At 56.4% G+C, this 26,475-nt stretch carries 20 protein-coding genes and 1 pseudogene; 9 read left to right on the top strand and 12 right to left on the bottom strand.

The genetic code is table 11. The annotated features are described in order from the left end of the window. Positions 1 to 165 precede the first annotated feature (165 nt). On the top strand, positions 166 to 1,386 hold the full coding sequence (locus GOX88_RS22240; RefSeq protein ID WP_170407299.1) for an APC family permease: 1,221 nt from the start codon (positions 166 to 168) through the stop codon (positions 1,384 to 1,386). Positions 1,387 to 1,434: 48 nt separating this feature from the next. Then, on the top strand, positions 1,435 to 3,051 hold the full coding sequence (locus GOX88_RS22235) for a hypothetical protein (protein ID WP_170407296.1): 1,617 nt from the start codon (positions 1,435 to 1,437) through the stop codon (positions 3,049 to 3,051). A gap of 9 nt (positions 3,052 to 3,060) precedes the next feature. Here GOX88_RS22235 and GOX88_RS23820 read toward each other — a convergent pair whose 3' ends face one another. The 5 genes from GOX88_RS23820 to GOX88_RS22210 form a co-directional block, all read right to left on the bottom strand. Next, entirely contained in the window at positions 3,061 to 4,467 is a 1,407-nt protein-coding gene (locus GOX88_RS23820; RefSeq protein ID WP_170407293.1) for a S1 family peptidase, read from the bottom strand. A gap of 402 nt (positions 4,468 to 4,869) precedes the next feature. Further along, on the bottom strand, positions 4,870 to 5,373 hold the full coding sequence (locus GOX88_RS22225) for an Hsp20/alpha crystallin family protein (protein WP_170407291.1): 504 nt from the start codon (positions 5,371 to 5,373) through the stop codon (positions 4,870 to 4,872). Positions 5,374 to 5,505: 132 nt separating this feature from the next. Then, complete coding sequence (locus tag GOX88_RS22220) at positions 5,506 to 6,630, bottom strand: ABC transporter permease (protein WP_170407289.1); 1,125 nt, start codon at positions 6,628 to 6,630, stop codon at positions 5,506 to 5,508. After that, the gene (gene rbbA / locus GOX88_RS22215) at positions 6,631 to 9,327 is read right to left on the bottom strand and encodes a ribosome-associated ATPase/putative transporter RbbA (protein WP_170407286.1); all 2,697 of its coding nucleotides are present in this window, start codon (positions 9,325 to 9,327) and stop codon (positions 6,631 to 6,633) included. It lies immediately after the preceding gene. After that, complete coding sequence (locus GOX88_RS22210) at positions 9,324 to 10,319, bottom strand: HlyD family secretion protein (RefSeq protein WP_170407283.1); 996 nt, start codon at positions 10,317 to 10,319, stop codon at positions 9,324 to 9,326. The genes rbbA and GOX88_RS22210 overlap by 4 nt, the downstream gene beginning before the upstream one ends. A 333-nt stretch (positions 10,320 to 10,652) precedes the next feature. Between GOX88_RS22210 and GOX88_RS22205 the strand changes: the two genes are divergently transcribed. Then, positions 10,653 to 11,522 carry a formate/nitrite transporter family protein gene (locus tag GOX88_RS22205; RefSeq protein WP_170407280.1) on the top strand — a complete coding sequence of 290 codons (870 nt, stop codon included), beginning with the start codon at positions 10,653 to 10,655 and terminating at the stop codon, positions 11,520 to 11,522. 166 nt (positions 11,523 to 11,688) lie between these two features. Beyond that, on the top strand, positions 11,689 to 12,135 hold the full coding sequence (locus GOX88_RS22200; protein ID WP_170407277.1) for a universal stress protein: 447 nt from the start codon (positions 11,689 to 11,691) through the stop codon (positions 12,133 to 12,135). 142 nt (positions 12,136 to 12,277) lie between these two features. On the opposite strand, the pseudogene GOX88_RS22195 reads toward GOX88_RS22200, so the two are convergent. The 5 genes and pseudogenes from GOX88_RS22195 to GOX88_RS22175 all read right to left on the bottom strand — a co-directional run. Next, positions 12,278 to 12,951 (bottom strand): annotated as a pseudogene (locus GOX88_RS22195) (IS6 family transposase); the annotation flags it as partial. Between the two features lie 156 nt (positions 12,952 to 13,107). Next, a complete protein-coding gene (locus GOX88_RS22190; protein WP_170407275.1) occupies positions 13,108 to 13,422 on the bottom strand; it encodes a carboxymuconolactone decarboxylase family protein in 315 nt (104 codons plus the stop codon). An 18-nt stretch (positions 13,423 to 13,440) separates the two neighbouring features. Beyond that, the gene (locus GOX88_RS22185; RefSeq protein WP_170407273.1) at positions 13,441 to 13,860 is read right to left on the bottom strand and encodes a plastocyanin/azurin family copper-binding protein; all 420 of its coding nucleotides are present in this window, start codon (positions 13,858 to 13,860) and stop codon (positions 13,441 to 13,443) included. Between the two features lie 30 nt (positions 13,861 to 13,890). Beyond that, the gene (gene moaA / locus GOX88_RS22180; protein ID WP_170407270.1) at positions 13,891 to 15,000 is read right to left on the bottom strand and encodes a GTP 3',8-cyclase MoaA; all 1,110 of its coding nucleotides are present in this window, start codon (positions 14,998 to 15,000) and stop codon (positions 13,891 to 13,893) included. A gap of 81 nt (positions 15,001 to 15,081) precedes the next feature. Beyond that, a complete protein-coding gene (locus GOX88_RS22175) occupies positions 15,082 to 17,751 on the bottom strand; it encodes a molybdopterin-dependent oxidoreductase (RefSeq protein WP_170407268.1) in 2,670 nt (889 codons plus the stop codon). A 114-nt stretch (positions 17,752 to 17,865) separates the two neighbouring features. On the opposite strand from GOX88_RS22175, the gene GOX88_RS22170 reads away from it, so the two are divergent. After that, complete coding sequence (locus tag GOX88_RS22170) at positions 17,866 to 18,570, top strand: response regulator (RefSeq protein WP_170407265.1); 705 nt, start codon at positions 17,866 to 17,868, stop codon at positions 18,568 to 18,570. Here GOX88_RS22170 and GOX88_RS22165 read toward each other — a convergent pair. Continuing rightward, positions 18,543 to 21,257, bottom strand: coding sequence for an ATP-binding protein (locus tag GOX88_RS22165; RefSeq protein ID WP_254443404.1), 2,715 nt, complete (start codon positions 21,255 to 21,257; stop codon positions 18,543 to 18,545). The genes GOX88_RS22170 and GOX88_RS22165 overlap by 28 nt on opposite strands. On the opposite strand from GOX88_RS22165, the gene torT reads away from it, so the two are divergent. From torT to GOX88_RS22145, 4 genes are all read left to right on the top strand, one after another. After that, positions 21,229 to 22,302 (top strand): TMAO reductase system periplasmic protein TorT, encoded by a 1,074-nt coding sequence (gene torT, locus GOX88_RS22160; RefSeq protein ID WP_254443403.1) that lies wholly within the window; start codon positions 21,229 to 21,231, stop codon positions 22,300 to 22,302. The two genes, GOX88_RS22165 and torT, sit on opposite strands and share 29 nt — an antisense overlap. A gap of 411 nt (positions 22,303 to 22,713) precedes the next feature. Further along, on the top strand, positions 22,714 to 23,676 hold the full coding sequence (locus tag GOX88_RS22155; protein WP_170407260.1) for a LysR family transcriptional regulator: 963 nt from the start codon (positions 22,714 to 22,716) through the stop codon (positions 23,674 to 23,676). A 95-nt stretch (positions 23,677 to 23,771) separates the two neighbouring features. Next, positions 23,772 to 25,472, top strand: coding sequence for a hypothetical protein (locus tag GOX88_RS22150; RefSeq protein WP_170407257.1), 1,701 nt, complete (start codon positions 23,772 to 23,774; stop codon positions 25,470 to 25,472). Continuing rightward, the gene (locus tag GOX88_RS22145; RefSeq protein ID WP_170407254.1) at positions 25,469 to 26,203 is read left to right on the top strand and encodes a DUF3726 domain-containing protein; all 735 of its coding nucleotides are present in this window, start codon (positions 25,469 to 25,471) and stop codon (positions 26,201 to 26,203) included. Before GOX88_RS22150 ends, GOX88_RS22145 begins: the two co-directional genes overlap by 4 nt. Positions 26,204 to 26,302: 99 nt before the next feature. On the opposite strand, the gene GOX88_RS22140 is transcribed toward GOX88_RS22145, so the two are convergent. Beyond that, positions 26,303 to 26,475, bottom strand: a 173-nt coding sequence (locus tag GOX88_RS22140) for a BCCT family transporter (protein WP_170407251.1), incomplete at its 5' end; no start/stop codon positions are given.

Raw genomic sequence — 26,475 nt, 5'->3', positions numbered from 1 at the left:
CACCCAATGATGTAGATCAACGCAAAGCGGCATACTACAAAGTGAAGTATGAATGCTTGAGCAAGGACTCGAAATCAGCAGTGCGAGGCCCTCGTTCGTGACCAGTGTTCTTAATCGCGCTGTAGTTTCGGTACACAGGCGTTTGTCCATCGAGGAGGGAAGCCAATGCACACGGCCGATCCACCAGCACCTAAACTTCGGCGCGCGCTCAACACCCCGATGCTTACGCTTTATGGGCTCGGCGTCACCGTCGGGGCTGGAATCTATGTGCTTGTTGGTGCCACCGCTGAGGCCGCCGGTCCTTACGCTGCTGTTTCGTTTCTTATTGCAGCGCTCGTCGTTTCGCTGACGGCTTTGTCGTACGCTGAACTCGCAACACGTTATCCCGTAAGTGCAGGAGAAGCGGCATATGTCGAAGCGGGGTTTCAAAGAAACTGGATGGCGGTTCTGGTTGGGCTCGCGGTCGCTGCATCTGGGATAATATCAGCCTCGGCCGTTGCCATCGGGGCGGCTTCATACCTTCACACCTTAACTGGCATTGGAACCTCGGTACTCACTATCGGTGTTGTAGCAGTCATGGGGCTGATCGCGTTGTGGGGTATCGCGCAATCGGTGTTTATTGCAGCGGTGATCACGATCATCGAGATTTCCGGGCTTCTGTTTGTGATCGGCTGGGGCATGTCCGTGCAGGACCCGCAAGGTTATGAAATCAGTGAGATGGTTCCCGGACTCGAGCTTAATGCCTGGCGCGGTGTTTTTGCGGCATCTCTGCTGGCTTTTTTTGCCTTTGTCGGGTTCGAGGACATGGCGAATGTTGCTGAAGAGGTAAAAGACCCACTCCACACAATCCCAAAAGCTATCCTACTGACGCTCGTTCTGGCGACAGGTCTGTATCTGGCAACCTCGATGACGGTTCTGCTTGTTGTGCCGATCGATACCTTGTCGACTTCGGCTGCGCCGCTTGCGTTGGTTTTTTCAGGTGCACCCGAAGTAATCAAACAAGGGTTCGCTGCAGTTGCGGTCGTTGCAACAGTCAATGGCGTCCTGATCCAGATGATCATGGCGTCACGGGTGATCTACGGCCTTGCCGACCGGGATCATTTACCGAGGGTACTGGCGACTGTCCCACAGATGACGCAGACACCGGTCGTTGCGACCCTGTTGGTTGTGGCGATTATCCTTCTGCTGACGCAAACCCTGCCGATTGGCATCTTGGCAGAACGCACGTCCCAGATCGTTTTGGGAGTGTTTGTCTTGGTCAATATCTCGTTGATATTGTTGAAGGCCAAACCAAGCTCAGCTCGGGAACATTTCCGCGTACCGCTTATCGTGCCAATTTTGGGGGTGCTGACCAGCGCGCTGCTTTTTGGCACCGGATTACTTTGAGAGGAAAACCGACAGCACTGGGTCACCAGAACGGGGTCCGACTGACGCATGAATACTGATCGACCAGCATTTGGAAGGCGGTTCTCCGACTGGTGGCACCGGACTTTCGTTGACCTGGTCGCACAATTGCAATGGTCCTACTTGCCACCGTTGATGGTTTACTTCGCAGCTGGAGTTTCGGGGCTGACATCCGTCGTCGGTGCATTTTTCCTCAAGGACTATCTGGATTTGTCCGCTGCTTTTGTTGCCGGGCTGGCGTTCTGGGCCGGGTTGCCCTGGATCCTGAAAATGCCGCTTGGGCATCTGGTGGATCTGTTCTGGCGTTGGAAATCGCTGCTGATATTGGTTGGCGCGTCCCTTATTACGGCGTCGTTGCTTATCATGTACGGGCTTGTGACTGCGCCCAATCAGATGGCGGGCGTTATGCTGCTTGAGGACTGGTACGTCGTTGCCTTGATCCTGGCACCTTCAGGTTATGCCATTCAGGACGTCGTGGCAGATGCCATGACAGTCGAGGCGGTGCCGCACGTTGATCAAGATGGGCGCGCATTTACCCAGGAAGAAGTTCGTACCCGGCACACCACCATGCAGACCCTCGGCAGGATCGCGATCATATCCGGGTTTGCAGGGGTCGCCGCAGTAAACATCTGGATTTTTTCGGGGGCGGAGGATTTCGAAAAAGAGGATCGTTTGGTTCTCTACGGTCAGGTCTATCTCGTCGCTCTGGTCATCCCCTTGCTATCGGTCAGCGGAGTAGTTCTTCATGCTTTTATACAGCGTCGCCTCATTCGTCTTGGCCATCTCCCACACAAACCGGACCAAACCACCAAAGTCAGATGGCCGATACTGCTAGGGGGACTTGCGTTTGTTGTACTCAGCGTAGTGTTGGGAACCGCAGATTTCGCCTTTGCGCAAGAGACTGTATTTGCGGTGTCGCTCACAGTCATTCTCTACCTCATGTCGCGGTTGCTTAGAGAGCTGAAGCCGAAACAGGCCAAAGTTCTGATCGGGACTGCGACCATCATTTTCGTTTTTCGCGCAGTCCCTCTGCCAGGGCCGGGTTTGACCTGGTTCGAGATTGACGAGCTTGGGTTTGACGAACAGTTTCTCGCAATTCTGGCGCTCCTGACCTCACTGCTAGCACTGCTTGGCCTGATCATCCTCAGGCCGTTTATGGCCAGTCGTTCGATTGCGCAGGTTGTGGTGTTACTAACGATTGCCGCCGGTGTGCTGGCTCTTCCGAACCTTGCCTTGTACTACGGGGTGCATGAGTGGACGGCTGCGCGCACTGGCGGGGTCGTGGATGCAAGGTTCATCGCCATACTCGACACAGCCGTCGAGTCACCGCTGGGCCAGATCGCGATGGTTCCGATGTTGGCCTGGATCGCACGCAACGCTCCAACACATCTGAAGGCTACCTTTTTTGCGGTCATGGCGTCATTCACCAACATGGCATTGTCAGCAAGCAGCCTGGGCACAAAATACCTGAACCAGGTATTTGTCGTGACCCGCGCCGTGACCGACCCCAGATCGGGCACGGTTACCTCCGTCGCTGACTATAGTCACTTGGGGAATTTGCTGATTGCTGTGGGCGCGATCTCTGTCATCGTTCCACTGGCCGTGGTTTTTCTTGTGCAGAATTCACCTTATCGGACAAGCGAGTGAATACGCGATTCAATCGCTTTCATCGAGAAGTGTCTTGAGGTGCGACACCGGAACGCCAATGTTCGAGCCGCCAAATTCGGGTAAGATCGCGGCGTTGATCGCGACCACCCTACCGCTTCGGTTCAATGCAGGTCCTCCGCTTCCTCCGGTTGTGGTCTCCGCATCATACACTATCGCGCCGGGACTGGTCTGGGCTACTATCCCCCGGCTGGCCAAGGGTCGGATCTTACTTTGTTCCGAAAGGTGGGTCGCAATGGTCCAGAAATCAACGCCGCCTTTGCTTTCAAGTGTTTTCAGAAAGTCCGGACCAGCCTGCGCGATCAGCGCCTTGAGGCCTGTCGGATACCCGAGCAGAAAAACTTCTTCGCCCGCTCGCGGAGGTTCATCGGCAAGCAACAGCCCAAGACCCTGAACGCGTGTGGCATCAATAGACAGAAGCGCCAGATCTGCGGTTTCGCTCGCTGCGTGCAAGACAGCTTTTATTGGTGCCGTCTGATCTGGCAGATAGACCAACAAACTCAGCATCTCGGCCTCCAGGCCGGCGGCTTGCAGGGCTTGCGCCCGGTCGCCTGTGGTCCAGGGCAATGCGACATGACGGTTGGTCACCAACAGCGGCGGGTCCTGCAAGAGAAACCCGGTTCCGGTGAACTGGAATTCTGCAGGCTTGCCCATTGCATCTGGTTCGAGCCACGGCTGTCCAAATGGTGTTTTCAGATTCTCGCCATCGGAGCCAACCACATGCCGCAGCAATTTCCCGCTTTCGATCTGTCGCAATCCATAGGCACCCTGAACGAATGCGACGGAACGTGTAGAGGCTGTGATTATCCGCGTTGATGCGCCTGCGCGCTCCTCCAGCGTGCCAAGACGTTGCTCGGTGGACAGCACCTGGCTCTCGAAAGCGTCTTTGAGTGCCCCCAAATCCTCGGGCGTCAGCGCATCTTCCCGGGTCTGCGCCAGCATGACGGCTACCGCTTCAATCTTGCGGGATTCTCGTTCCAGGCTGTCCGCCAGCTTCCTGTCGTTCTTAAAGAGCAAATGCCCAAATACGGCGATCAGTATGATTGCGCCGATAACAGTGACTCTGAACAGAATTGTGGTTTGTGACGCCAGCCTACGCCCGCTGTCGCGTAGAGCGCCGGACATTTTTCTGGTGAACGGTCGACGGCTTGTCCTCGTATAAGCAAACGCGTCACTTAATATATCTTCGACCGTGTGATGCGCGGGGAATGAGTGATTGCACACCCTGTAGCGCGACATCGGGCCTTCTTCGCCAAACTCGATCATGTCGCCATGCCTAAGATCAGCCGAAACGACCTTTTGACCATTGACCCAGATTTCCCGATCAAACAACGCGTTTAACGTGTACCCGTCATTTGACCACTGAAAGGTCGCAATGTCTTCGTCATGAGTTGGCACGTCTTCTTTCGGTCTCAGCCTCAAGGTACGGTCCGGACCGACCGAGGCGGAAACAGCGTTATCGGCAAGCCAGACTACGGCTCCACGGGATGGGCCAGTCAAGCTCTCCAAGAATGCACGCACGCTAACTGTATCATCTCCCGTGTTGCCTTGATCAGATGTCCGCATGGTCCATCCCTGTTCAATAGAGCTACGAGCACATTACCATGTGCAACCTCAGTACCGCTACGTTTGGGAGCAACGCATGCAATCAGAATACTCCCGGGAAGAGTCTCCGGTGGCCAATCATGTCCGCCGGATAAACAGGCGCAAAGGTGACGTAATCAAAGAACGGGCCGTCACAGACCAGCCTTTCGCGCAGGTGGCCCCGATCTGATGAAAGCGGTAGGACAGACAACGCGCCTATTTGGATGAGACCTCAATCTTTCGCCTGGGATCCTGAGGTTCGGTTTTCGGCATGTTGATGTGCAGGACACCTTTGTCGAATTCGGCAGTTATCTTCTCGCAGTCAACAGTATCCGGGAGCGTCATTGTCCGGGCGAAGCTTCCATAGCTTCTCTCGCTGACGCGCAGGTCGCCCGCATCGTCATGCGTGATCTTCTTCTGGCCACGCAGTGTCAACCGACGGTCCTTGATTTCGACTTCGACGTCGTCTTCTTTTAGGCCGGGCAATTCAGCTGTCAAAGCTATCGCGGTATCTGTCTCGTGAATGTCAATTGCTGGCGAAATCGCACCCGTCATATCAAGAGATGGAAAACCGGTGCGCTGAGCGGCTGTTCCCAGTGGCAAGAATGGTGCCGCACCTCCGAAAAACCGCGACATCACGGTTTCCATTTCGCGTCGAAAACTATCGGAGAGCGGATGTGTTCCGGCGAACAGTTGCGGGGACTTTTTGTCTTCAAGCATTTTCTGAACCTCCTTCTTTAGTGCGACAAGGGCGAAGTAGAATTATGCCGAATTACGGGCCTTCGGGCCTTGATCTTGCGCAAACGGGTGTTCTGTCAGACGCCTAGCTTGGCTCAGGTTCAACGGCTTATTCTAAGACTCTTGCGCCACCGAGCGTCTAAAAAGCAGCAGGCTTGTTGCCAGAAGGATCGCCCCGAGACACGCCATCCACACAAACTCTGCCCAGACCGTCTCAATCCCGGCACCTTTGAAAATGATGGACTGGCTGGCCGACATGTAGTGGCGGGACGGGAGGATGGATGTTCCGATCTGAAGCCAGCCGGGTTGCCCCTCGATTGGCGTCTCTCCCCCTGACAGCATCAACATCGGAAGGACCGTCAGCATAACCAAAAGTGCGAACTGCGCCATTGAGCGCGCAATCGTCGCAAGAAACACCCCAAGCGCCGTCGCTGTGAAGAGAAAAAGCGCGGTTCCAAACAGAAACAACACCTTCGATCCCGCGATGCTGATCCCTAGGAAACCTTGCATAACAAAGGACAACGACAAGGCAGTTGCGACCAGAACCACCGCCGCGTTTGCCCAAATCTTGGCGACTGCAATGTCAAACGGGGTAAGCGGCATCGCCAGCAGATGTTCGATTGTTCCATGCTCACGCTCGCGGATCATGGCGGCACCCGTGAGGATTGTGGTCAGCCACATAATCTGGCCGATCAGCGCGACGATACCGGCGAAACGGACAGTGTCGCGGTTCGGATTGAAGGCACTGCGCACGATGATGTCGATGGGAGGCGGGTTCAACAAGTTCGCACCGATGGCAAAACGCCGGATCTCGGCGTTCAGGATATTGATGATGTAGTTCGCACCGATCCCGGCCTGCTCCATCGCTGTCGCATCAATCAGAACCTGAATTTCTGGTGAGCGTCCGGCACGAACATCTTTCTCGAACCCCGGTGGTACCGCCACCACAAACAGGAACAGCCCGGCATCCATCATTTCGGCCCCGGTGCCCGGTGCGATCTCGGCGACGGGCTGAAATTCGGGCGGAAAAAATGCAGAGGCAAGTGAGCGTGAAAGGGTCGATCCATCCTCGTCGGCAAAAGCGATGGATGCGTTGTTGACCGAGTTTGAAACACCCGTTGCCTCCATGACGGGTGCTAGCGTGAATGACCAGACAAGCAGCGCCATCATCACCCAGTCACGCCGGAGGCTCATCATTTCTTTCAAACCAAGCCAGAATATGCAGGACAATCGTTGCATTCACTTCTCCTGCGCTCGGAGTAACAGTGCAGCGATCACGGTTAGCGCCGGTCCAAAACAGGCCAGGGCCAGAAGGTCGGGGGCAAGTGCATTCCAGCCAAGGCCTTTGGTGAACGCGCCGACGTTCAGATGCAGAAAGTAGGATGACGGCCAAAGCGATCCAATCGCCTGAGCACCGCCTTCCAAAGTCGAGACCGGTTGTAACAGCCCGGAGAATTGAATGGTGGGCACCACCGACGCAATAGCTGTGGCAAAGGTTGCGGCCACCTGGCTCGACGTCATGGTCGCAATAAGCAGTCCATAAGATGTGGTTGCCCAGACATACAGGAAAGCACCAATTGCAAGCGGCACCGGATTTCCTTTCAGGGGCACGCCAAAAATGAAGATGGTCATCGCCGCCAAAAGCAGGAAATTGACGAATGCTATTGCGATGTATGGGATCTGTTTACCAACCAGAAACTCGAGCCGCGTAGTTGGCGTCGCGTAGAAATTGGTGATCGTGCCCAACTCTTTTTCCCGCGCGACACTGACTGCCATCAAAACGGCCGGCAGCATTATCAACAGGATCGCGGGCATGGCTGGGGCCATCGCAGCGATACTCTCAAAGCTTTGATTGTATCGGAAGCGTGGTTCGATACGGGCAATTTCGACCGGGTGCTCACCACTTTGGCGGGCCATTACTTCCAGAAACGAACTGTGAAGCCCAGCCACATATCCCTCTATTGTCTCACCCTTGAACGGTATTGCACCGTCCACAATTGCCAAGACTTCAGTTGGCTCACCAGCGCGCAGCTTGCGACCAAAATCGGGTGGGAGTTCGACAACCAGCGAAATGTCTCCTTTGGCCAACCTCTCGCGGCCATCTTCAGAACTGGCCAGTGGCCCCGTAGGGTTGAAATAGCGCGAACCAGATATCTCGGCGATATAGTCACGACTCTCTGGTCCCTGAGACAGGTCGAGTACCGCAAAATCCAGATCTTCGATGTCCAGAGTGATCCCATAGCAAAAGACCAGCATCAGGATCACTGAGCCAAGGAACGCAAAAGCCAAACGCACGCGATCGCGCAGAACCTCGATTGTTTCGCGCCGTGCATAGGCCAGAATGCGCCCGATACTCCCGGCGGCGCCCGGATAGACCGCATCAACCGAGACATCGGGCGCTGCTACCGGTGCCGGGGTCTCGGCGGCTTCCAGGACAGCGATGAACGCTTCTTCCAGGCTGTCCGCCTGCGCTGCTGCAATCAACTCATCTGGCGTGCCTTCAGCCAATACCCGGCCTGCGTGCATGAAAGAGACCCGGTCACAGCGCTCCGCTTCGGTCATGAAATGGGTCGAGACGAATATCGTTACATCATCGTCTCGCGACAGTTCGATTAACAATGCCCAAAACGAGTCGCGGGCCTCGGGGTCCACGCCAGAGGTTGGCTCATCCAGGATCAGCACGCGGGGCTGGTGGATCACGGCGACGGCCAGGGAAAGACGCTGCTTGATACCCAACGGCAGCGCCGTCGCCAGCGTGTCCATATGTGCGGTCAGGCCAAAACGTTCGGCCAATTCATCAATGCGTTCCACACGATTTTTGATCGCAAAAATGCGGGCGTGCAGTTGGAGGTTTTGTTGAACGGTTAACTCGCCGTAAAGCGAGAATGCCTGGCTCATATACCCGATCTCGCGGCGCATCCTAAGATCGCGCGCATCTACCGGCCTGCCGAACAGCAATGCCTCTCCCTCACTTGCTGGCAGAAGGCCCGTCAGCATTTTCATGGTAGTTGACTTGCCGCAGCCATTCGATCCTAGGAAGCCAAAGATTTCGCCTCGGCGGATCGAGAATTTGACACCGTCTACCGCGGTGAAATCGCCAAAGCGCCGGGTCAACCCACGCGCCGTGATCACCGGGTCTGCGCCTTGATGGTGCATTGGTGCCTTGTTCGGCACAAACCGGGGCTCTCCTTGCGCCTGAAGCTGTCGGTATGACGTTTCAAGGTCCCTGGCTTCACCCTTCAGCTCGGCTGGAGAGCCATGAAATATCACCCGACCGGCATCCATCGCGACGATAAAATCGAATTGTTCAGCTTCCTCCATATATGCCGTTGAAACCAGTATGGAGAGACCGGGCGTTTCCTCCCGGACCGCGTGGATCAGCGCCCAGAATTGGCGCCGCGACAGGGGATCAATTCCGGTCGTCGGCTCGTCCAGCACCAGAAGTTTCGGGTCGTGGATCAACGCACAACACAGTCCGAGTTTCTGCTTCATTCCACCCGAAAGCTTGCCCATAAGCCGGTCCGAAAAAGGCGCAAGCCCCGTCGCTGACAGCAAGGCCGGGATCCGGATTTCACGTTCCTGTTGCCCCTGTCCGAAAAGACGCGAAAAGAACTCGAGATTCTCACGCACCGACAGTTCCGCGTACAAGTTGCGGCCCAACCCCTGTGGCATATATGCGATCGCCGGGCACACGCGGTGACGGTGCGCGCGGCTGTCTATCGAGCCCCCGAGAACATCAATATTTCCGGACTGAAGCTTCTTTGCGCCGGTGATCAATCCCAGCAGCGTAGATTTCCCAACCCCATCCGGCCCGATCAATCCGATAAGCTGACCAGTTGGCAGATCGAGCGACAGGTTATCCAGCGCGACATGCTGCCGGTACCTGTGTGTGACACCGTTGATGCAAAAACGAGATGAGCCCGCCTCGGCGCTCATTCGAACAGCTCGGGCGGAATTCGTCTGTCCAGATATTCTGGCCATGCGCCATCGGAAGAAAGCCGGATCACCGCAATGCCGCGCAGGCCGGTTTTAACATGCTCGATCCGCTCTAAAACCAGATCTTTGGGAATGCGAACCCGAACGCGAAAAACCAGCTGCTCGCGTTCGCTCAAAGTTTCGACTTGCTTGGGAGTGAATTGAGCCTCGGGAGAGACGAAGGTGACGGTTGCAGGAATGGCAAATTCCGGCAACGCATCAAGCACGATACGCGCTTCGGCGCCAATGGGCAAAAGCCCCGCTTCGCGGGCAGGCAGGAAGACCTCCATATAGACGTTTTCCAAACTCAGCAACGTCAGGATCGGTTCGCCCGCTCCGACAACCTCGCCGGGCTCGGCCAGTCGATACAGAACACGCCCGGGCACGGGAGCGATGAGAGAACCATCCTCTATCTGTGCCGCGATCCGGCGTACCTCAGCCTCTGCGGCGGCAATCTGGCTATCCGCCGTTGCTACCCGGGCCTTAGCCGCGCCCAGCACGGCATCGGCAACCTGAAACGCGGTCTCACGATCTTCAAAGACAGTCATCGAGATATTCTGACCGGCCAGCAATGCCTTTGCCCGGTCAAGCTCTTGCGATGCGCGACGCTGCTGGCTTTCTCGCTGGATGACAACAGCCTCAGCTTCGGCCTTGGATTGGCGGGCCAGTGCAACTTCGGCACTGGCCCGGTCAAGGGCGGCAGACAATTCATCTGTATCCATTTCAACCAGCAGTGCACCCGACGAAACCAAGCTGCCCTCGGCCGCCATGACCTGTGCAACGCGCCCCGCAAAGGTAGGGGCTATTTCTACTTGTTCAGCCTCGATCCGCCCATTGCCCTGTACAAACCCAACAGGCAATTCATTGTTGCCGTTTGAGACCAGCATGTACGCGCCCGCACCCACAAGAAGCAGGGTAATGACAATCAGCATTGCACTTAGGCGCTTTTTCATAATCCAGCGAACATCAGTTAATAATACAAGTAGAACATACTTAAAACGCGACACGGTGCATTGCGTTAAATCAAAATAGCTTGCCTCTATTAGGCAGGAGCAGCCAATAGAAATTTCATTCTACGCGCTCTATCGCGCCCCGCGTCACCCAATGCTGTCAAGGCAGCACGGGTTCTTTTCGCCATTTCCGTTTGCCAGAAATCGTCCTTGGCGGACCTTTCTGAACCTCAGTGGAGCGGAGAACACTTGCGGTTCTATTCGCGCATTTTTCAGGTCACAAGACAGGCCGTTAGCTTCCTGTTACGTTTATCCGCACTAACATTGGAGGGCCATATGAACACCCCGACCCCGTTTGATGCTCACAAGCCTGCCGAAATTGCAGCGTTAGTCGAGACTGCCGGGGTGGCAAAAGCAAAGTTGCCAGTGGCGCCCATGTTTGTTCTTGCAATGCTCGCCGGAGCGTTCATAGGGTTTGGCGCAGCAGCATATACAATGGCGATCACTGGAGCAGACAGCACTTCGGGGCCGGTCCGTGTTCTGGGTGGCGCAGTGTTTTCGCTTGGACTTATCCTGGTAATCGCAGGCGGGGCAGAATTGTTCACAGGCAATGTTCTGATGGTAATGGCGGCAGTTGACCGCAAGATACCGCTGAGCTTGTTGTTCCGAAGCTGGGGAATTGTCTATGTTGGCAACCTCGCGGGTGCCATCGGACTTGCGTTGGCTTTTGTCTTTACCGGCCTGCTCGAGGGGCCGATGGGTAGCACTGCTGCGGCGATAGCCAATGCCAAAGCGGGATTGGAGCCGATGGAAGCATTCGCCCGCGGGGCTTTATGCAATGGACTGGTTTGCCTTGCCGTATGGCTGTCCTTCGCCGCCCGCACTGTAGCTGGTAAAGTCCTGGCTGTCTTGTGGCCCGTCACCGCATTTGTGTTGTTGGGGCTCGAGCACTCGATTGCAAATATGTATTTCTTCCCGCAGGGCTGGGCAGCGGGGGCAACTGTGCCGATTTTCGCTGCAGCGACCAATCTGCTGTGGGTTACTTTGGGCAATATTGTTGGTGGGGCAGGTGGCGTCGCCCTGGCTTATTGGTTTGCCTTTATTGGTGGCACCAAACGGCAGGACCCGCTTTACCAATCTGAGCGCTCAACGGAGCAGGACGACCAGAAGCACGTTGCAGAAAAAGTAGTGAAACCACGAAACTGATGATCGCCCGGCAGCCACAATAATTCTTTTGCAGTTAGCACAGGTGAAAAAGAAGCTGATCAAAAGTGCGTTTACGGTGTTGTCCGTTGTACGGTAACCTACCTTCTATTCAATAAAAAATGTGTGTCTGTGGGCAGGCTATTAACACCGAGTTTAGGAGGAAGAAATGTTCAATAAAATTGTTGTCGGACTGGATGGTTCGGAAGCTTCAGAAAAAGCGCTTAGCGTGGCTTGCGATCTAGCGCAGAAGTACGGCTCGGATATTCATCTGGTGCACACTCCGCAGCCGCAGACGGTTGCGTTCGCGCTGGGAGCTGTTGCAGGCTACCATGCAGCCACTACAATGCCATCAGCCGAAGAAGTGCAAAAAGCGGGGGAGACAATTCTTTCTGCTGGAAAGGCTATTGCAGAAAAATACAGTCAAGCCGTTACAGAAACACATCTGGAAACTGGTGATCCAGCAGAGAATATCATCAATTGTGCGAAGGATTGCAATGCTGATTTGATTGTGACTGGGCGTCGCGGATTGGGCTCAGTTGGAGCCCTTATTCAAGGCAGCACAACCCAGCGTGTCAATCACCTTGCGGAATGTGCCTGTCTTTCAGTCGTGTAATTAACGTGGGAATGCCGTTCGAAGCAAACGCTGAGAGTGTGCTGCAATGATAAAATCATTGCCTTCGTAGCAGGCCTAAGTTGGTTATGTCGCAAACTTTATTGAGCGGTAAGTTCTGGCATTTCACTGGGAACACTTTTTCTGCCAACTGAACGAACAGTCGAAATCCGGATATAGTTGTATTTGGAAATTGTCTCTTTCGGATCATGTTGGCGACCTCGATACCGTCCCGGTTAGTGACGCAGATTCGAAAGATCTGAACCCACACATGTGACGCACGCGACGTTTGATAAATCTATGATCCTGTTCCACGATGTTGTTTAGGTATTTGGACCTGATCACCTGCACAGTGGCCGGACAACCGTAGCGCTTCAGGATTCTGTTGATTTCGCGAATTCCGAATTTGTTTGCTCCGCTCTTGTCGATGACGATCTTGGCGGGGGTTTCATTTGACGACAGCGCTTTGGCAAAGAATTTTGTTGCCGCAGTTCCGTTCCGGCGCTCAGACAGCATGAAATCAAGAGTGTCTCCTGCTTTGTCGACCGCTCAATAGAGGTACATCCATTTGCCACGAACACGTACGTAGGTTTCGTCCATGCGCCAGGAATTCTGTGTCGGGCGCTTCTTCGATTTCGCACGTGCAGCAACCACCGGCGAATACTTCACAACCCACCTATTGAGAGTAGCGTGGTCAACCAGAACACCGCGTTCGGCAATGATCTCTTCAAGGTCACGATAAGACACTGTGTACCGCAGATAAAAGTAAACTGCGTACAAAACCACATCCTTGAGGGAATGGCAGCCTTTCAAGGAGATCGTTCTGAAACCTGTTCAATTCCTATTCGATAGGAACAAACGTCAATCCCTGCATGCTCGTCAATTGGGCAACAAATTTTGCGACACATCCGTCAGGAGTTACCTTGAGTCAGAGTGCGAGCAACACGTGGTTAGGATCTCACTACTCGCGTTTGTTTACGTCTCGGTCACGTCCGAAATCCACGTTCCCGCTGCGACGGCACGCGGAAGCCCGTGCGGACCAATCGCCAAAAGCGCGACCTGTTGCAAATCTTCGACCGGAATTCCCTCGGCCAGCCCCCGACGGCTATGTGAATGTACCGCTCCCTCGGACGCAGCGCCGATCGCGAGTGCCAGTTTAACAAGTCGACGTTCGCGTTCCGTGAGGTTCCCCGCCTCTGCGGTTGCTGATCCGAGTGCGGAATAGGCGTCCCAGATGGCGGGGTGTTTATTGGCAAGCGCACCTGCGGCGCCGGGCAGATCTCTGGTCATCTTCAACTCTCCTTTTTGTTAGCTCATGCTTTCGGAAATGATTTCTTCACATGCTTTCTTGGGTAACTTGGCGTTGAGGAACCCGTCCTGCATAGCAAGAGCGCCGTCCTCCATGACCATAACCATACCCATCCCGAGATGCGGTTTGAATTTAACCCCGATCATGCCATCGGAAGTCAGCTCAACCTCTTCATTGATCTTGCCTACGAAAGGCGCTTGCCCGCCGGGAACCACACCTTTGACGGTTTCGGCATTGTGACCCTTGTCCGCTGCGCGGAAGACCACGATATCACCGACCAGAGCAGAGACAAATCGCGGTTCAAACACAATTGTTCCCGCTTCACCTTGGTTCAGCATCTGGACCTCAATGGTTTCGGCAAACACCGAAACCGGGGCAAGAGCATGCGGGGTGGCTGTGGTTGGAGATCCGAGTTTCATCTTACGTTTCGCTGTGAGGTTATAAGAGGTTCATCCGCCAAGCGCGGACATGTGCCGCGCTACGGCTGGTTTTGACATCTGGGAAATGTCGAAGCGGTGACGTTCAGGCTTGGTCAGCAACGCGCTTCGAATGGCGGACGATACCTCGTCCTCGGATCGGCGCAGGCTTGCGCGCAGATCAACCGATCCTTCGTCGCCCATGCAGGTGTAAAGGCGTCCGGTGCAACTGACCCGCACCCGATTGCAGAGTGCGCAGAAATTGCAGGACATCGGGGAAATGAACCCAAGCTGGCCACCAGTCTCTGCAACCCGAACGTAGCGCGCCGGACCGCCAGAGCTACGGGTTAGCGGGGTCAGCGTCCATCGGCGCGCCAGGTCCGATTGCAGAACACGCAGGGACAACACACTATTATTTCGGTCCAGGCCAGTATCGCCCAGTGGCATTTCCTCGATCAGGGTCAAACCCATGCCGCGCCCATGGGCAAAGCGGATCAATTCGTCAACTTCGTCTTCGAACGCACCTCGGCTGGCAACCGCGTTCAGCTTGACCTTCAGGCCCGCGTCCTGCGCGGCATCCAGCCCAGCCAGAACCATGCGAATATCACCAAGCCGTGTCATGCTGCGGTATCGATCCGGGTTTAGCGTGTCGAGCGAGACGTTGATCCGCTTTATACCGCAAGCCGCCAAGCAATCCGCGTGGTGTGCCAGCAATGTTCCGTTGGTGGTGAGTGTCAATTCATCCAGCACGCCGGATCGCAGGTGCCGCGACACATCCCGAAACAAATCCATTACATCGCGGCGCACCAGAGGCTCGCCTCCGGTAATGCGCAGCTTGCGCACACCGCGCCGAATGAAAATGTCGCTGAGGCGGGCCAGCTCTTCGAGGCTCAGAAGGTCGCGCCTGGGAAGAAAGGACATCTTCTCGGCCATGCAATAGGTGCAGCGCAGGTCGCAGCGGTCGGTGACGGACAGGCGCAGATAATTGACGGTTCGGCCAAAACCATCGACCAGCGGAGTTAGCGGATACCGCGCTTTTCTTTTGGATGTCGAAGATGCGCTAATGCGCGCAGTTTTGATGGGGGTCAGGTCAGAAGGGTAGGCATTCTGGCCGCAACCACTGCTGTTTGTGTTGTCCAGCATCGGACCCTCCTGCAAGTAATGGGGATTATCTTAAGTGTTGCGCGGCCGGGCGTTGACCCGGCCGCGCTGGTCTCCGGTGTCTTAGTTGGCGTCGGCCGCGTTCATCATCAAGTATTCCATGACAAGTTCGCGTTCGCTGTCATCAAGGCCGGCCCGTTCGAACATCGACGGCACGATACCTTTCCACTGTTGTTGCGTGTAATGGGTCACTTCCCGTGGGGCGTGACAGACAGTACAGCGCTGGAAGAACATCTTCTCGCCCGGGGTCATGTCAGCATAAAGAGATGCCGTCAAAGCTTCGAGCCGCTCCAGACCAAGCTTGTCGTCATCAATCGCGGCAAGCTCCATGTCTTCGATGATCGCCGGTTTATCGTAGGCCATGTTCGGCCCTTCCGGGTCTTCGCATTTGCGCATTTCGATCAGTACCGTGTTGGCAGACGTGGCCTCGCTGAGACCCGATGCGCGCTGTGTCGAAGTCAGGAAGTTCACCAGACCCGAGTTACAACGTCCCTTGCTGTCCAGCGACGGCCAGCAACCTTCGTAGATCGAAACGACGCCTGGCATGATCTCGTCACTGACAACGGCCCCGGCGATAACGGTGCCCCGGTCGTTGTAAAGCTCGACCAGATCGCCGTCTTCGATACCGCGTGCTGCGGCGTCTTCGGCATTGATCCGCACCGGCTCGCGCCCCTGAACTTTATAGATACCACGCAGCGTTGCCGACTGGTCCATCTGACTGTGAAGGCGGTACCACGGGTGGGGTGACACGACATGCAACTGACCTTCCTTGGCGTTGCCGAGGTATTCGTGTTTCTCCATCCACATGGGCATACCGGGACAGTCCTCGATCTCCATATTTGCGATATTTTCGCAGAACATCTCGATCTTGCCCGAGGCTGTGTGCAACGGGTTTGCTTCCGGGTCGGTATAGAATTCGCCGTGCCGTACCCATTTCCGGGCCTCTGCAGGTACCGGCATCCGGGCATAACCCTTTTCCCAGAACTCCTCGAACGGGGTTTCTTTGGCCGCGCCCGAAGCCTCGTAGGCCAGTTTGATGTGATACATCTTGTCTTCGCTGTCGGTAAACTGCGCCCACAGACCCAGCTTGTCAGCCAGACCTTCGAAAATTTCGTAGTCGGGCAGACTTTCGCCAATGGGTTCGATCACTTTCTTCATCGCGTAGACACGGTCGTTCGAATAGGTGCCGCCCGACGTGATGTCATCCTGTTCCAGTGTCGAGGCCGCAGGCAGAACGATATCGGCCCAACGGGTTGCAGCTGTCCACCACACATCGACAGAGACGATGGTGTCGACCTTCTCAAGCGCGCGGATCAGCCGGTTGGTATCCTGCTGGTGCGACATGAAGTTGTTGCCGGCGTTGAAGATCATCTTGATGTCGGGATAGGTGTTGGTCTGTCCGTTATAGAAGAAATCCACGCCCGGGCTTTCCAGCGCCTCGGTAATGCGCGAGGCCGGGACGATCTTCTTGACGAAGTTCCGGCCCTGACTCATGCCGACCGGTGTGGCGTTGCCACCCTGAGGCATACCGCCGTTACCGTAGTGCCACGAGAACCCGACACCCTCGCCCGGTTTACCGATCTTGCCAAGCAAGGCCGCAAAGTTGATCAGCGACCAATAGGCCATTTCGCCATGCTGGGCGCGTTGGATGGCCCAGGAACCCGCGATGCTGGTTTTCGACGACGCGATGAGTTCGGCAAGATCCTTGATTTCCTGCTCGTCAATGCCGGTGATTGCCGAGGCCCAGGCGGGTGTTTTCGGTGTGCCGTCGGTTTCACCTTTCACATAGGCAATCCACTTGTCGCTGCCGACTGTGTACTTGTCCATATAGGTCTGATCTTCCAGACCGTTTTCCAGCGCATGATAGGCCATCGACAGGAACAGGGCGGTATCGGTGTTTGGTATGATCCGCTTCCATTCTGCGTTCAGATAGTCGTCGCTGGCGGTGCGCTGCGGGTTGATCGAGATGAACTTGACGCCCGCATCGCGGATTTCTTCCCAATGGGCATACATGCCGTGGTCAGCCACGCGGTACTCGATCCGGTTGTTCTTGATCGGGTCACAGCCGACAAGCACAAACAGTTCGGTATTGTCGCGGATGGTTTCCCAGGCGGATTGCGCGGAATAAACTTCCATGTCGCCGATGATATGAGGCAGGCAAACCTGTCCGGCACCGGCCGACCAGTCGCCCGCAGTGTTCGTGCAGCCGCCCATCAGATTGATCAAACGCCCCTGCAGAACATTCGGACGGAACACGCCGGCATTCGACCAGCCGCCATAGGACGAGCTGAAGATTGCTTCGTTTCCGTGGTTGGTGGCAGTATCCAGCAAAGCCTTCGCTGCCAGGCTCCAGGCGGTATCCCAATCGACGCGGACATATTCCTCCTTGCCGCGCAATTCAGGCTTGATGTCGCCACTTTCCCAACCTTCCAGATAGGATTTTCGCACCATTGGATAGTTGATCCGGCTCTTGTCATAGGTACGGTCCATGACGCCGTAGGCCAGCATCTCGGTGGGACGGGCATCAAGCTCCATGATTTTGTTGATGCCGATCAGCTTGCCATCGCGGACCACGGCCTCAAACGGACCGAAATGGGTCGCGTGGAATGTGCGGCCCCCGAATGAGTTGGGGTCAAGCGCTGCAAGTGCAGTGGAATTCATCAGAGCAGTTGCGCCGAAGGTGGCGATACCCCCTTGCAAAAAGGCGCGGCGGGTTGGCGTTGAGAAAGACATATCGGGCCTCCTGTGGCTGGCTTCTGGGCGCACAATATTTCTTGGGCAAAGCTGTCGCTTTGATTGCGCACAACTGCGGTTGTCCGAATATGTAAAGAAATGTAAAAGCAGCATATGGCGCAGCATATCCTCATTGTCGAAGACGACCGCACAACCCGGTTGCGGCTTGCCGCTTACCTGCAAGAACAGGGGCATCGTGTCAGCATGGCCGAGGACGCGGACGAGATGGAGAGCATCATCGAATACGATCCGCCGGATCTGTTGTTGGTTGATATCAACATGGACGGAAAGGATGGCCTGACGATCACCCGTGAACAGCGGGCAAAATCACGGGTCGGTATCATTCTGCTGACAGCCCGCGATGATCAGGTCGACAAGATCGTCGGATTGGAAATGGGCGCCGACGACTATGTGACGAAACCATTCGACAAACGTGAGTTGGCGGCGCGCGTGAAAAACCTGTTGGCCCGGATTGCGGATATCGGGCAGGCACCCGAGGGCCCTCCACCGGTCGAATTATTTGGCGTTTGGTGTTTTGATCGGATTCGACACCGGTTGGTCTCGGCAGCAAGAACAGAAACACTTACACCTCAGGAATTCGCGATCATGACCGCGCTTGCGGATCACCCTGGGCAGACGCTCAGCCGCGCGCGGCTCTCCGAATTGATCGGCCGCAGCTCCAACCGCGCCAACGACCGGATGATCGATGTGGTGGTTGGACGGCTGCGCAAGAAGCTGGAAAAGGACCCGGCCAATCCAGAATGGATTCTGACCCAACATGGTCAGGGCTATCACTTCGTTGATCCGGCCTCGACCTGAAGCCCCGCCTCTGCAGCCGCCGCTTCAAGGGTTGATGCCGCGGTCTTGGCACTGGCGCTAACCCGATCCAACAGGGCCTCGCTGGCATCACAGTCTTGTGCCTCCAACTCGGCAAGCAGCGTACACAGCGCCTCAAGCTGGAAATTCGAGGCGGCCCCTTTCAACCGGTGGGCGGCCTTGCGTTGTTGATCGGCCCGTGTGGATTTGATCGTTTCCAAAGCCTCGGGCAATGCGCGCAGAAACTCGGAAACGATCAGCCCGGTTGTTTCCGGGCCCAGATCTGAAATATCGCTGCGAAGACTGTCCAGAACCGCGGTTTCGCGCAGGGGTGTTTCGGTTGGGCTGACGGGCGAAAGAACTTCCGTCAAAGCTCTGGGCGAGATCGGCTTGGCTAGAATGCGGGCAACACCTAATTGGGCGCGGTTCTGTTTCGTGTCGTCAATCAGATGCGCCGTCAACGCGACCAGCATCGGTGCGTGTTCCCCGGCACCGATCCGTGCGGCCACTTCCTCGCCCCGCATGTCCGGCAAATCAAGATCGATCAGGATCAGATCGAAGCGGTTGTCGCGGCAGCACTTCAATCCGGCCATTCCGGTTTCGGCTTCCTGCACCCGACAGCCCAGCCGCTCAAGATATCCGCGTGCGACCATGCGATTCACCGCATGATCGTCGATCACCAGGACATTGCGGTTGAGATCAGCCTCGGACAAGTGGGTTTCGTCTTCGGCCACACAATCGGCATCGCCGGGCATCAACGGGACGGTCAGAGTAAACCGGGTGCCGACGCCGGGCTCACTTTCAATGCTCAGCGCCCCGCCGAGCGCTTCGGTCAGATTACGCGATATTGCAAGGCCGAGGCCGAGCCCTTCAATTCCCGCGCGTTTCACGGTTGCTGTCCGCGAATAGGCGTCAAAGGCCTGAGCGATAGCTTCGCGCGTCATGCCTATTCCGGTGTCGTCCACCGTGAAGCTGACAACAGGTTGTCCGGTGTCGTCCGCCACCGCATGGTCCACGGTAAGCGTGACAGTCCCGCGCTTGGTGTACTTGACCGCGTTCGAGATCAGGTTGCCCAGTATCTGACGGATTTTCACAACATCGCCGAACAGCACCGGAGGGGCGGGCTCTGCGAGTTCAACAACGGTTTGCAGCCCCGTCTTTGCTGCCAGCGACTGCAGCTGGTGACCAAGCTGGCCAACCAGATCGCGCAGGTGAAAATGCACAGGGTTCGTGCGATTGCCGCTGTCTTCACTGCTGGCATAATTCAGGATGTCATTGGTGATCTCCAGCAATTCGCGGGCCGAGCGGTGTGCCGTTCGCACCCGGTCTTGCCGGGCCTTGTCCGTCACTTCGGCCTCCAGCAACCCCAACATCCCGATAATACCGTTCAGCGGGGTGCGGATTTCATGACTCATCCGGGCCAGAAACTCGGTCTTACTGCGGTTTGCAGCCTCGGCCTCTGTGCGTGCCGCGTCCGAGGCCTGCATCTCGGCAACGACATCGCCGGTACGTGCGATCACCGCCTCTTCCAGATGTTCGCGCAGATCGGCCGCTTCGCTTGCACGGCGACGCAGGATATTGAGCGCTTTTTCCATACGCCCGATCTCATCATGGCCGCTGATCTTCATCGGAGCGCCATATTCCCCTTCCGCCACGGCCACGATGCGTCGGGCCAGCTCTCCCAGACGGTCGACCAGTTGCTGTCGGGCGTAAAGCCACAATATCGAACCGGTGATTACTGCTGCAGCGACCACCACAAGCAATGCGATGTTCATCACTGACGACTGCCGTTCTGCTGCCGCGATCTGGGCGACCCCCTGGGCCTGCACGGCGTCGCGTGCCTGTCGGGCTTGCGACGACAGGCTGGCGATCATGGATTGCAGGCGTTGACTGTCGTCAGCAATCGCCATCTGCAAGGCGATTCTGTCCCGCTGCGTATCGACCAGCCCACCTTGCGCAACGGTATCCTGCAGCTGGTGCAGCGCAGCCTGCGCCGCTTCCCGCGCCGTAGGTGTCGGCAGATAGCGGATTCGGCGGTCGGCCAAATTCAGACGATCCGATAGCTCGGCGCGCAGATCCGCCAGCGCATCCGGCGCGGCAATCACCTGAACCTGCTGCAGCTTCAGCCGGATCGCATCAACCACGTTTGCAAGCTCGGTCAACCGTTCAAAGGCAAAGAAATGGCGATCCGCAAGCTCGTCCAGTGCCAGGCGCGGGTCACCGTCAGAATCGGTATAAATCCCTACGATGCCGGCTGTTATCCTAAGTCGCGCCAGATCGGTATCGTCGCTGACGAGTGAATCCAGTTGGCCCGCCAACTGGATGATCTCGTTTGTTTGTTCCGCGATCCGTATGGCAAGCTGCAACTCCTCTTGTCCGTTTTCGGCCATTTGCGCAACAATTTCGCTGGCGCGAGAGTCCGGCCCTGCGCCTGCCATGGCTGGGGTCATGCCTTGCAAGACCTTAACTCCACCTTCGATGCTTTCGACGGTCTGGCCAAGCGCGACTGAAATTCGATCAAGGTCATCGCTGGTATCCGCCTGCGTGAATGCTGTGGCAAGTGTACCAACTACCTCGGCAGAGGCACCGATCCGACTGGCCAGCTCAATCGCGGGCAGATTTGTTTCGATCAGCTCGTTCTGCGTGCGTATAAGATATCGGTTGACGGCAATCGCGACGATACCCACCATAATGGCAAGCGCCCCCATTGCTGAAAGGATCTGGATCAGCCGCGTGTCAAATCTCGTCCGTCGCATTGTCAGACACTACGGGGCCATCTGGGTTGGTTCAATCTTGGCGACCGGACTATGTGTCGCGTTCTGGTCTGCTGCCACGGCAGGTCCGCGCCCCTTGGTGTGCGTTCTTGTTCCTCATTTCAAGGATGAATATTGGCTAAGCGTCGGCTATGGCCTGGAACAGCAGGCTGAACGGTTGGAATTGGACCTGCTGCTCTATGAGGCGGGCGGCTACCGCGCCCGGTCACGGCAGATCAGGCAGATTGATACCTGCATTGAACAGGGCGTTGACGCGATCCTCATCGGCGCAGTGACGTCTGATCATCCGGATCTGATCGCGTCAATAGAACAGGCCGCGCGGAAGACCCCCGTTATTGGTCTGGTCAACGAGCTCCATGCAGATACCCTGAGTGGACGCATCGGAGTCGACTGGCAGGATATGGGACAAGCCGTTGGACATCATTTGACCAAGCTGCATCCCGACGGATCGCCGCGCAAAACCGCAATCTTCATTTCAGGCCCGTCAGAAGCCGGATGGACCGGGCCACTGGAGACCGGGCTGCGTAACGGCTTGAGCGGCAGCGAGGTAACAATCCTTGAAGTCTTTGGTGCCGACACGGGCCTTAGTCAGCAATTGGCGCAGGTCGAAGCGGCCTTGGAGCGCTATCCCGATGCCGATTATCTGATCGGCAGCGCCCCCGCGATTGAGGCGGCAATTGGTGTACTTGTGAACTCAGATGATCCTGAGCCGCCGCAGCTGATCTCTACCTATATCAGCCATACGGTCATGCGTGGCTTGATGAATGGAAGGGTCTTAGCAGCTCCATTTGACGATCCGGCCATGCAGGGTGACATGGCACTCAATCAGGTTGTGTCCGTTCTGGCATCCGGAAAGCCGGCCGGTCTGGTTGGGCCTGACATAGTCCTTTTGACCCGGTCAGATCCGACGCTGACCGATATCCAGATATCTCCGGCAGAGTACTTTCCAAGCATTCAGTAAGACTTCTCACATGTTGTACTCAAAACCCACTCTTACCAAAGTTCGGGCCGGCTGACATTTGTCTTTCAGCGCGACACGGTAAGTGCCATTTTCCGTGATCAACTCTTGCAAGTGGTAACGGTCGGGGTGGTTTACAGGATTGGAACCCGACGGGCTGATATCTTCGTGACCGTTTGTAACCTCCCACCAAGCGCTGCAGAAGAAGAGCACTGCGGCTTCGCTTTTGAACGAAAACGCCCAATAGCATGAAATTCCCTTGGTGCCGGCCAACCCCACAAGTGTCTCACAGACCCCCTTCAATCTGGCAGTGCTGCGGTGCTCCAACCCATCATGTGCCTGATGTTATGCAGATAGTCACACGTAGGGACGATTTCGCAGGCACCCGCTGCGTAACTGGTTTAGACTCTGCCCATGTCCAGGCCGGTTTCCAGAAACGTAACACTCAAGCAGCTTCGTGCCTTCGTGCAGGTGGCGAAATGCGGGTCGTTCAGCAAGGCGGCGGACGAGCTCGCTATTTCCCAGCCTGCCCTGACCCTCAGCATCCAGCAATTCGAAGAACACGTTGAGGCGGCTTTGCTGCAACGCACCACACGTTCAGTTTCGCTGACAGCTCAGGGGAAGGAGTTTCTACACAAGGCCGAAGCCATCCTGAGCGACCTTGACGATGCGATCCTTTCGGCACGGACCAGCGCCAGGAAACAACGCAATCGGGTACGTATCGCTGCGCTGCCTTCCGTCGCAATCCGGGTACTGCCGCAGGCTATCCGGGATTATGCAACTGTCAATCCGGATGTCTCGGTGCAAATTCAGGACGATAACGGACGTGGGGTTGAAACGCAGGTTCTCAACGGGGTCGCCGATTTCGGGATTGCGAATATGTGGTCCGGCAATCCGGTTTTGACCTATACTCCTTTCCTCCGGGATCATGTGGGTTTGATTTGTCGGGCGGATCACCCTCTGGCGCGGCGCAAGGACAGGTTGACATGGGCCTGTCTTGGGGATCAATCGTTTGTCGGCATGGCCGATGACACCGGGATCAGCCGTCTGACCGATGGCGTGCGGAGTTTGCCTGTCTCCGTATCCGAGCCCGACTATACTGTCCTGACCATTGCCGCGCTGGTCGGAATCGTCGAACAGGGGAGGGCAGTGTCGGCGTTGCCTGCTCTGGCCTCGCCGGATTACCTGAACCCGTCTCTGGTCTACCGGCGACTGTCCGAACCCGATCTGTACCGTGATCTGTGCATGATTACCTCGGGCAAGCAGCCGCTGCCGACCGCCGCGCAGGAGTTTCTGACGTTTCTGCAATCCCGGTCAAACAAGATGTCATCCATGTTTCCTAACAATACAGTCCAGGCAAATGCCGATAATTTATAATTTCTGCAAATAAATACCCAGAAAGTTCAAATTTTACTCTACCGTCCGTTCCGGCGAAGCATTCCCTCAACGCATATCAGACGTAGGAGGGTCAAATGATTGCTGCAATTTCCGACAGAATGCGTCCCGAAGCCGAGGTCATGGACCTTGCGCGATTGGGGTCGTTGCATTCGTCGACACTCAGCTTCATGCGCACGTTGGTGCGCCGGATCATGAAAGAGGAATGGTCCATCGATCGACAGCGCTTCGATCTCGACAACGATGGTTATGGCACCGCGGTCTACCGAATTGAAACACCGAATGATGTATTCAGCTTCGTGCTGTTTTCTAACTTCCTGTCCGACGAAGACCGCAACGACCGCGTGATCGCCACCAGCTGGGATCTGACCATGGCGCTCTGTGAGGGCGAGGTGGATGATATCTGGCTGGAGGACATGCGGAGCAACGTGCCTCGACAGGAAGCGGGCCGGGTGGATGCGCGCGTCTTCAGCCTGTCGCGGGCCAACCGCAGCTCGCGCCTGTTCAGTTATGTGCTTGAGGAGCTCGGCGCCGGACGCCAGCCTGACGCGGGGCGGATCGCCGATGTAGGATACCTGTACCGCACCACTGCAGTTTACGGTAGTGGCAAGCTGGGCATGGCGGACTGGAACAAGGTGCGAGCCAAGTTTGCTGACTTCAACCGCCCCTTCGCCCCCGAGATGTTCATCTGCTACATGCTCCGACAGTTCAGTCTGGATCAGGTGGATCAAATTGCGAAGTCGCGTTCGCCCGAAACCGCCGTGGCCCTGGACAGTCGGCTGAAACGGTTCTTTGGTATCGGCAACTCGACCGGTTTGGGCATGGCGCCTTATCTGGTGAACCACGGAGAATTGCTGAGCCAGTGGATAGAGATGCGCGAAACTGCTCTGGCGCAGGTCTTGCACAAGGCCACCCCGACCGACTGGCGCATAAAGCTGTTTCATGAGTTGATCGACCGGGCTGAGCAACACTTTAACGAAAGTCGCACCGGAGACGAAGAGCAGGTCGAACGCAACCGGGTTCTGATTGCGGAACTGGCTGAGGTGCGCGACTGGTTGTCGGCGCAGGGTGATGCGTTAGAGACATGGTCGGCTCTGTCGGATCACGCCCGCGACGCGTGGAGCCTTGAGACGCAGGAACTTATCCACGCTTTGTGTCTGGAGATTCATCCCGAACTGGTGAACGAGCTGGAAGACAGCTTTGCCGTCGTCCCCAATCCGGTAATTGACCCCGACATGAGCACCGAACAGCTGCGTACGCTGATCGAGGATCGCTATGACTGGGCGCTGGCCATCGACTTTTCTGATCCCCAGCAATCGGATGCGTTCTGGTATCGCTCGGAAGAAAAGCTGGAACCACGCCTGGGTTTTGCCGGTGCTGATCCGGGGGTAGAAAAACAGATGCCGCTGCCCATCGCCCGCCGTGTTCGCGCATGTTATGACGTGTTGCTGGAGGATCTTGAAGAACATCCGGACAGTGATGTTATTCATTTCCTGCTACGCAGCCCGGCTCTGAAAAGCATCGTGCGCCGCATCCAAACCATGAGCAAACACAAATACGCCGAAATTCAGGCCAACCTTGCGGACCGGAACGTGCGGCCCATGGATCTGTTACGCTGCAAACTGGCCTTCTTTGGCGTCAGCAAGTTCGACCCGCGTTCGAAACTGTGGGTACGTAACACGATGTATCAGGGAGCGCCGCTGATTGATGACATTGGCCAGACTTATGAAAGCTGGTTCCTGCCACTGAAACCGCAGATCGAGGAGGCACAGGCATGAAAGTATCCCGTAACGAAATGATCGCCGCGCTGTCCCGCGCGTATGAAGGAGCCGGGCATGAGATCGGCGACTACGAGGACGCTGCCCAATTGGTCACCTGGTCGCAAATGGCGGGCCTGGGCGGGTTCGACCGCATTGCCCTGCCGCCACTGGCCCCCAAGGGTGGCGCGACTCCGCGGTTGGTTTTCGAGAATGACGATATCTCCGTTCTGGATGCGGGTGGCGCGGATGTCTGCGAACACGGCACGCTGGCGGCCTATCTGATGCACTCCAAGGCCAACAAGTCGGGCTTTGCGATCATCGAATTGGCCAACTGCCGCTATCCTGGCCTGATCCTGCACGGCCTGTCGATAGTCGCGCAGCAGGGCGTGTATATATCGGCCTATTGGAAGGATCAGGCGGGATCGCACGGTGCGAGCTTTGAAAGCGGCGCGACTTTCCCGCATTACTGGCGTGTAGACAATGCAGATGACAGCAAAGAAATCTCGACCGTCACGATCATCTGCACAACTCAGCCCGCATTGCTGGCGGATGCGGTGACACGTCAGGTCGAACAACCCGAACTTCAGCGACATGAAATTTCGGCGGCGCAGTTTGCAGCCAACTACAACCAAGCGCTGGAACTGGGGATTGAGGTTGATCCAGATCACTGGGACGCACTAAACGCCGCCGCATGGCCCATTCTCGTTCCCTCGAATGCCCAGTCCCGCGCGGGTGCCGGGCCTGCGTGAAGCTTGAAAAACGGAACACTGGGCAGCGCCTGCGTTGTCTGTAAACGAAAAACGCCGCCCCGGTTGGGGCGGCGTTTGTTTTGACATTTGGACTTGTGCTTATTCAGCGGCCTGCGTGCTTGAGTCAGCGTGTTTGTCGCGCTGACCATCACGGTAGAGAGCCTTGGCCAGTGAAACCATCATCAGGCCCATCACCATGGTAAAGGGCAGTGCACCAATGATCATTGCATTGCGCAGCGCATCCATCGGGTTGTTTTCCCCCGCCGCCAGGA

Origin of the sequence: Ruegeria arenilitoris, from assembly GCF_013030985.1 — a bacterium.
GTDB lineage: Bacteria > Pseudomonadota > Alphaproteobacteria > Rhodobacterales > Rhodobacteraceae > Ruegeria > Ruegeria arenilitoris_B.
This window is presented reverse-complemented; position numbering and strand designations above follow the sequence as displayed.

Bases quoted from the DNA above. Each gene is read 5' to 3' on its own strand.
- GOX88_RS22240 (WP_170407299.1), top strand. From the start codon at position 166: ATGCACACGGCCGATCCACCAGCACCTAAACTTCGGCGCGCGCTCAAC.
- GOX88_RS22235 (WP_170407296.1), top strand. From the start codon at position 1,435: ATGAATACTGATCGACCAGCATTTGGAAGGCGGTTCTCCGACTGGTGG.
- GOX88_RS22225 (WP_170407291.1), bottom strand. From the start codon at position 5,373: ATGCTTGAAGACAAAAAGTCCCCGCAACTGTTCGCCGGAACACATCCG.
- GOX88_RS22220 (WP_170407289.1), bottom strand. From the start codon at position 6,630: ATGCAACGATTGTCCTGCATATTCTGGCTTGGTTTGAAAGAAATGATG.
- rbbA (WP_170407286.1), bottom strand. From the start codon at position 9,327: ATGAGCGCCGAGGCGGGCTCATCTCGTTTTTGCATCAACGGTGTCACA.
- GOX88_RS22210 (WP_170407283.1), bottom strand. From the start codon at position 10,319: ATGAAAAAGCGCCTAAGTGCAATGCTGATTGTCATTACCCTGCTTCTT.
- GOX88_RS22205 (WP_170407280.1), top strand. From the start codon at position 10,653: ATGAACACCCCGACCCCGTTTGATGCTCACAAGCCTGCCGAAATTGCA.
- GOX88_RS22200 (WP_170407277.1), top strand. From the start codon at position 11,689: ATGTTCAATAAAATTGTTGTCGGACTGGATGGTTCGGAAGCTTCAGAA.
- GOX88_RS22190 (WP_170407275.1), bottom strand. From the start codon at position 13,422: ATGACCAGAGATCTGCCCGGCGCCGCAGGTGCGCTTGCCAATAAACAC.
- GOX88_RS22185 (WP_170407273.1), bottom strand. From the start codon at position 13,860: ATGAAACTCGGATCTCCAACCACAGCCACCCCGCATGCTCTTGCCCCG.
- moaA (WP_170407270.1), bottom strand. From the start codon at position 15,000: ATGCTGGACAACACAAACAGCAGTGGTTGCGGCCAGAATGCCTACCCT.
- GOX88_RS22175 (WP_170407268.1), bottom strand. From the start codon at position 17,751: ATGTCTTTCTCAACGCCAACCCGCCGCGCCTTTTTGCAAGGGGGTATC.
- GOX88_RS22170 (WP_170407265.1), top strand. From the start codon at position 17,866: ATGGCGCAGCATATCCTCATTGTCGAAGACGACCGCACAACCCGGTTG.
- GOX88_RS22165 (WP_254443404.1), bottom strand. From the start codon at position 21,257: ATGGTGGGTATCGTCGCGATTGCCGTCAACCGATATCTTATACGCACG.
- GOX88_RS22155 (WP_170407260.1), top strand. From the start codon at position 22,714: ATGTCCAGGCCGGTTTCCAGAAACGTAACACTCAAGCAGCTTCGTGCC.
- GOX88_RS22150 (WP_170407257.1), top strand. From the start codon at position 23,772: ATGATTGCTGCAATTTCCGACAGAATGCGTCCCGAAGCCGAGGTCATG.
- GOX88_RS22145 (WP_170407254.1), top strand. From the start codon at position 25,469: ATGAAAGTATCCCGTAACGAAATGATCGCCGCGCTGTCCCGCGCGTAT.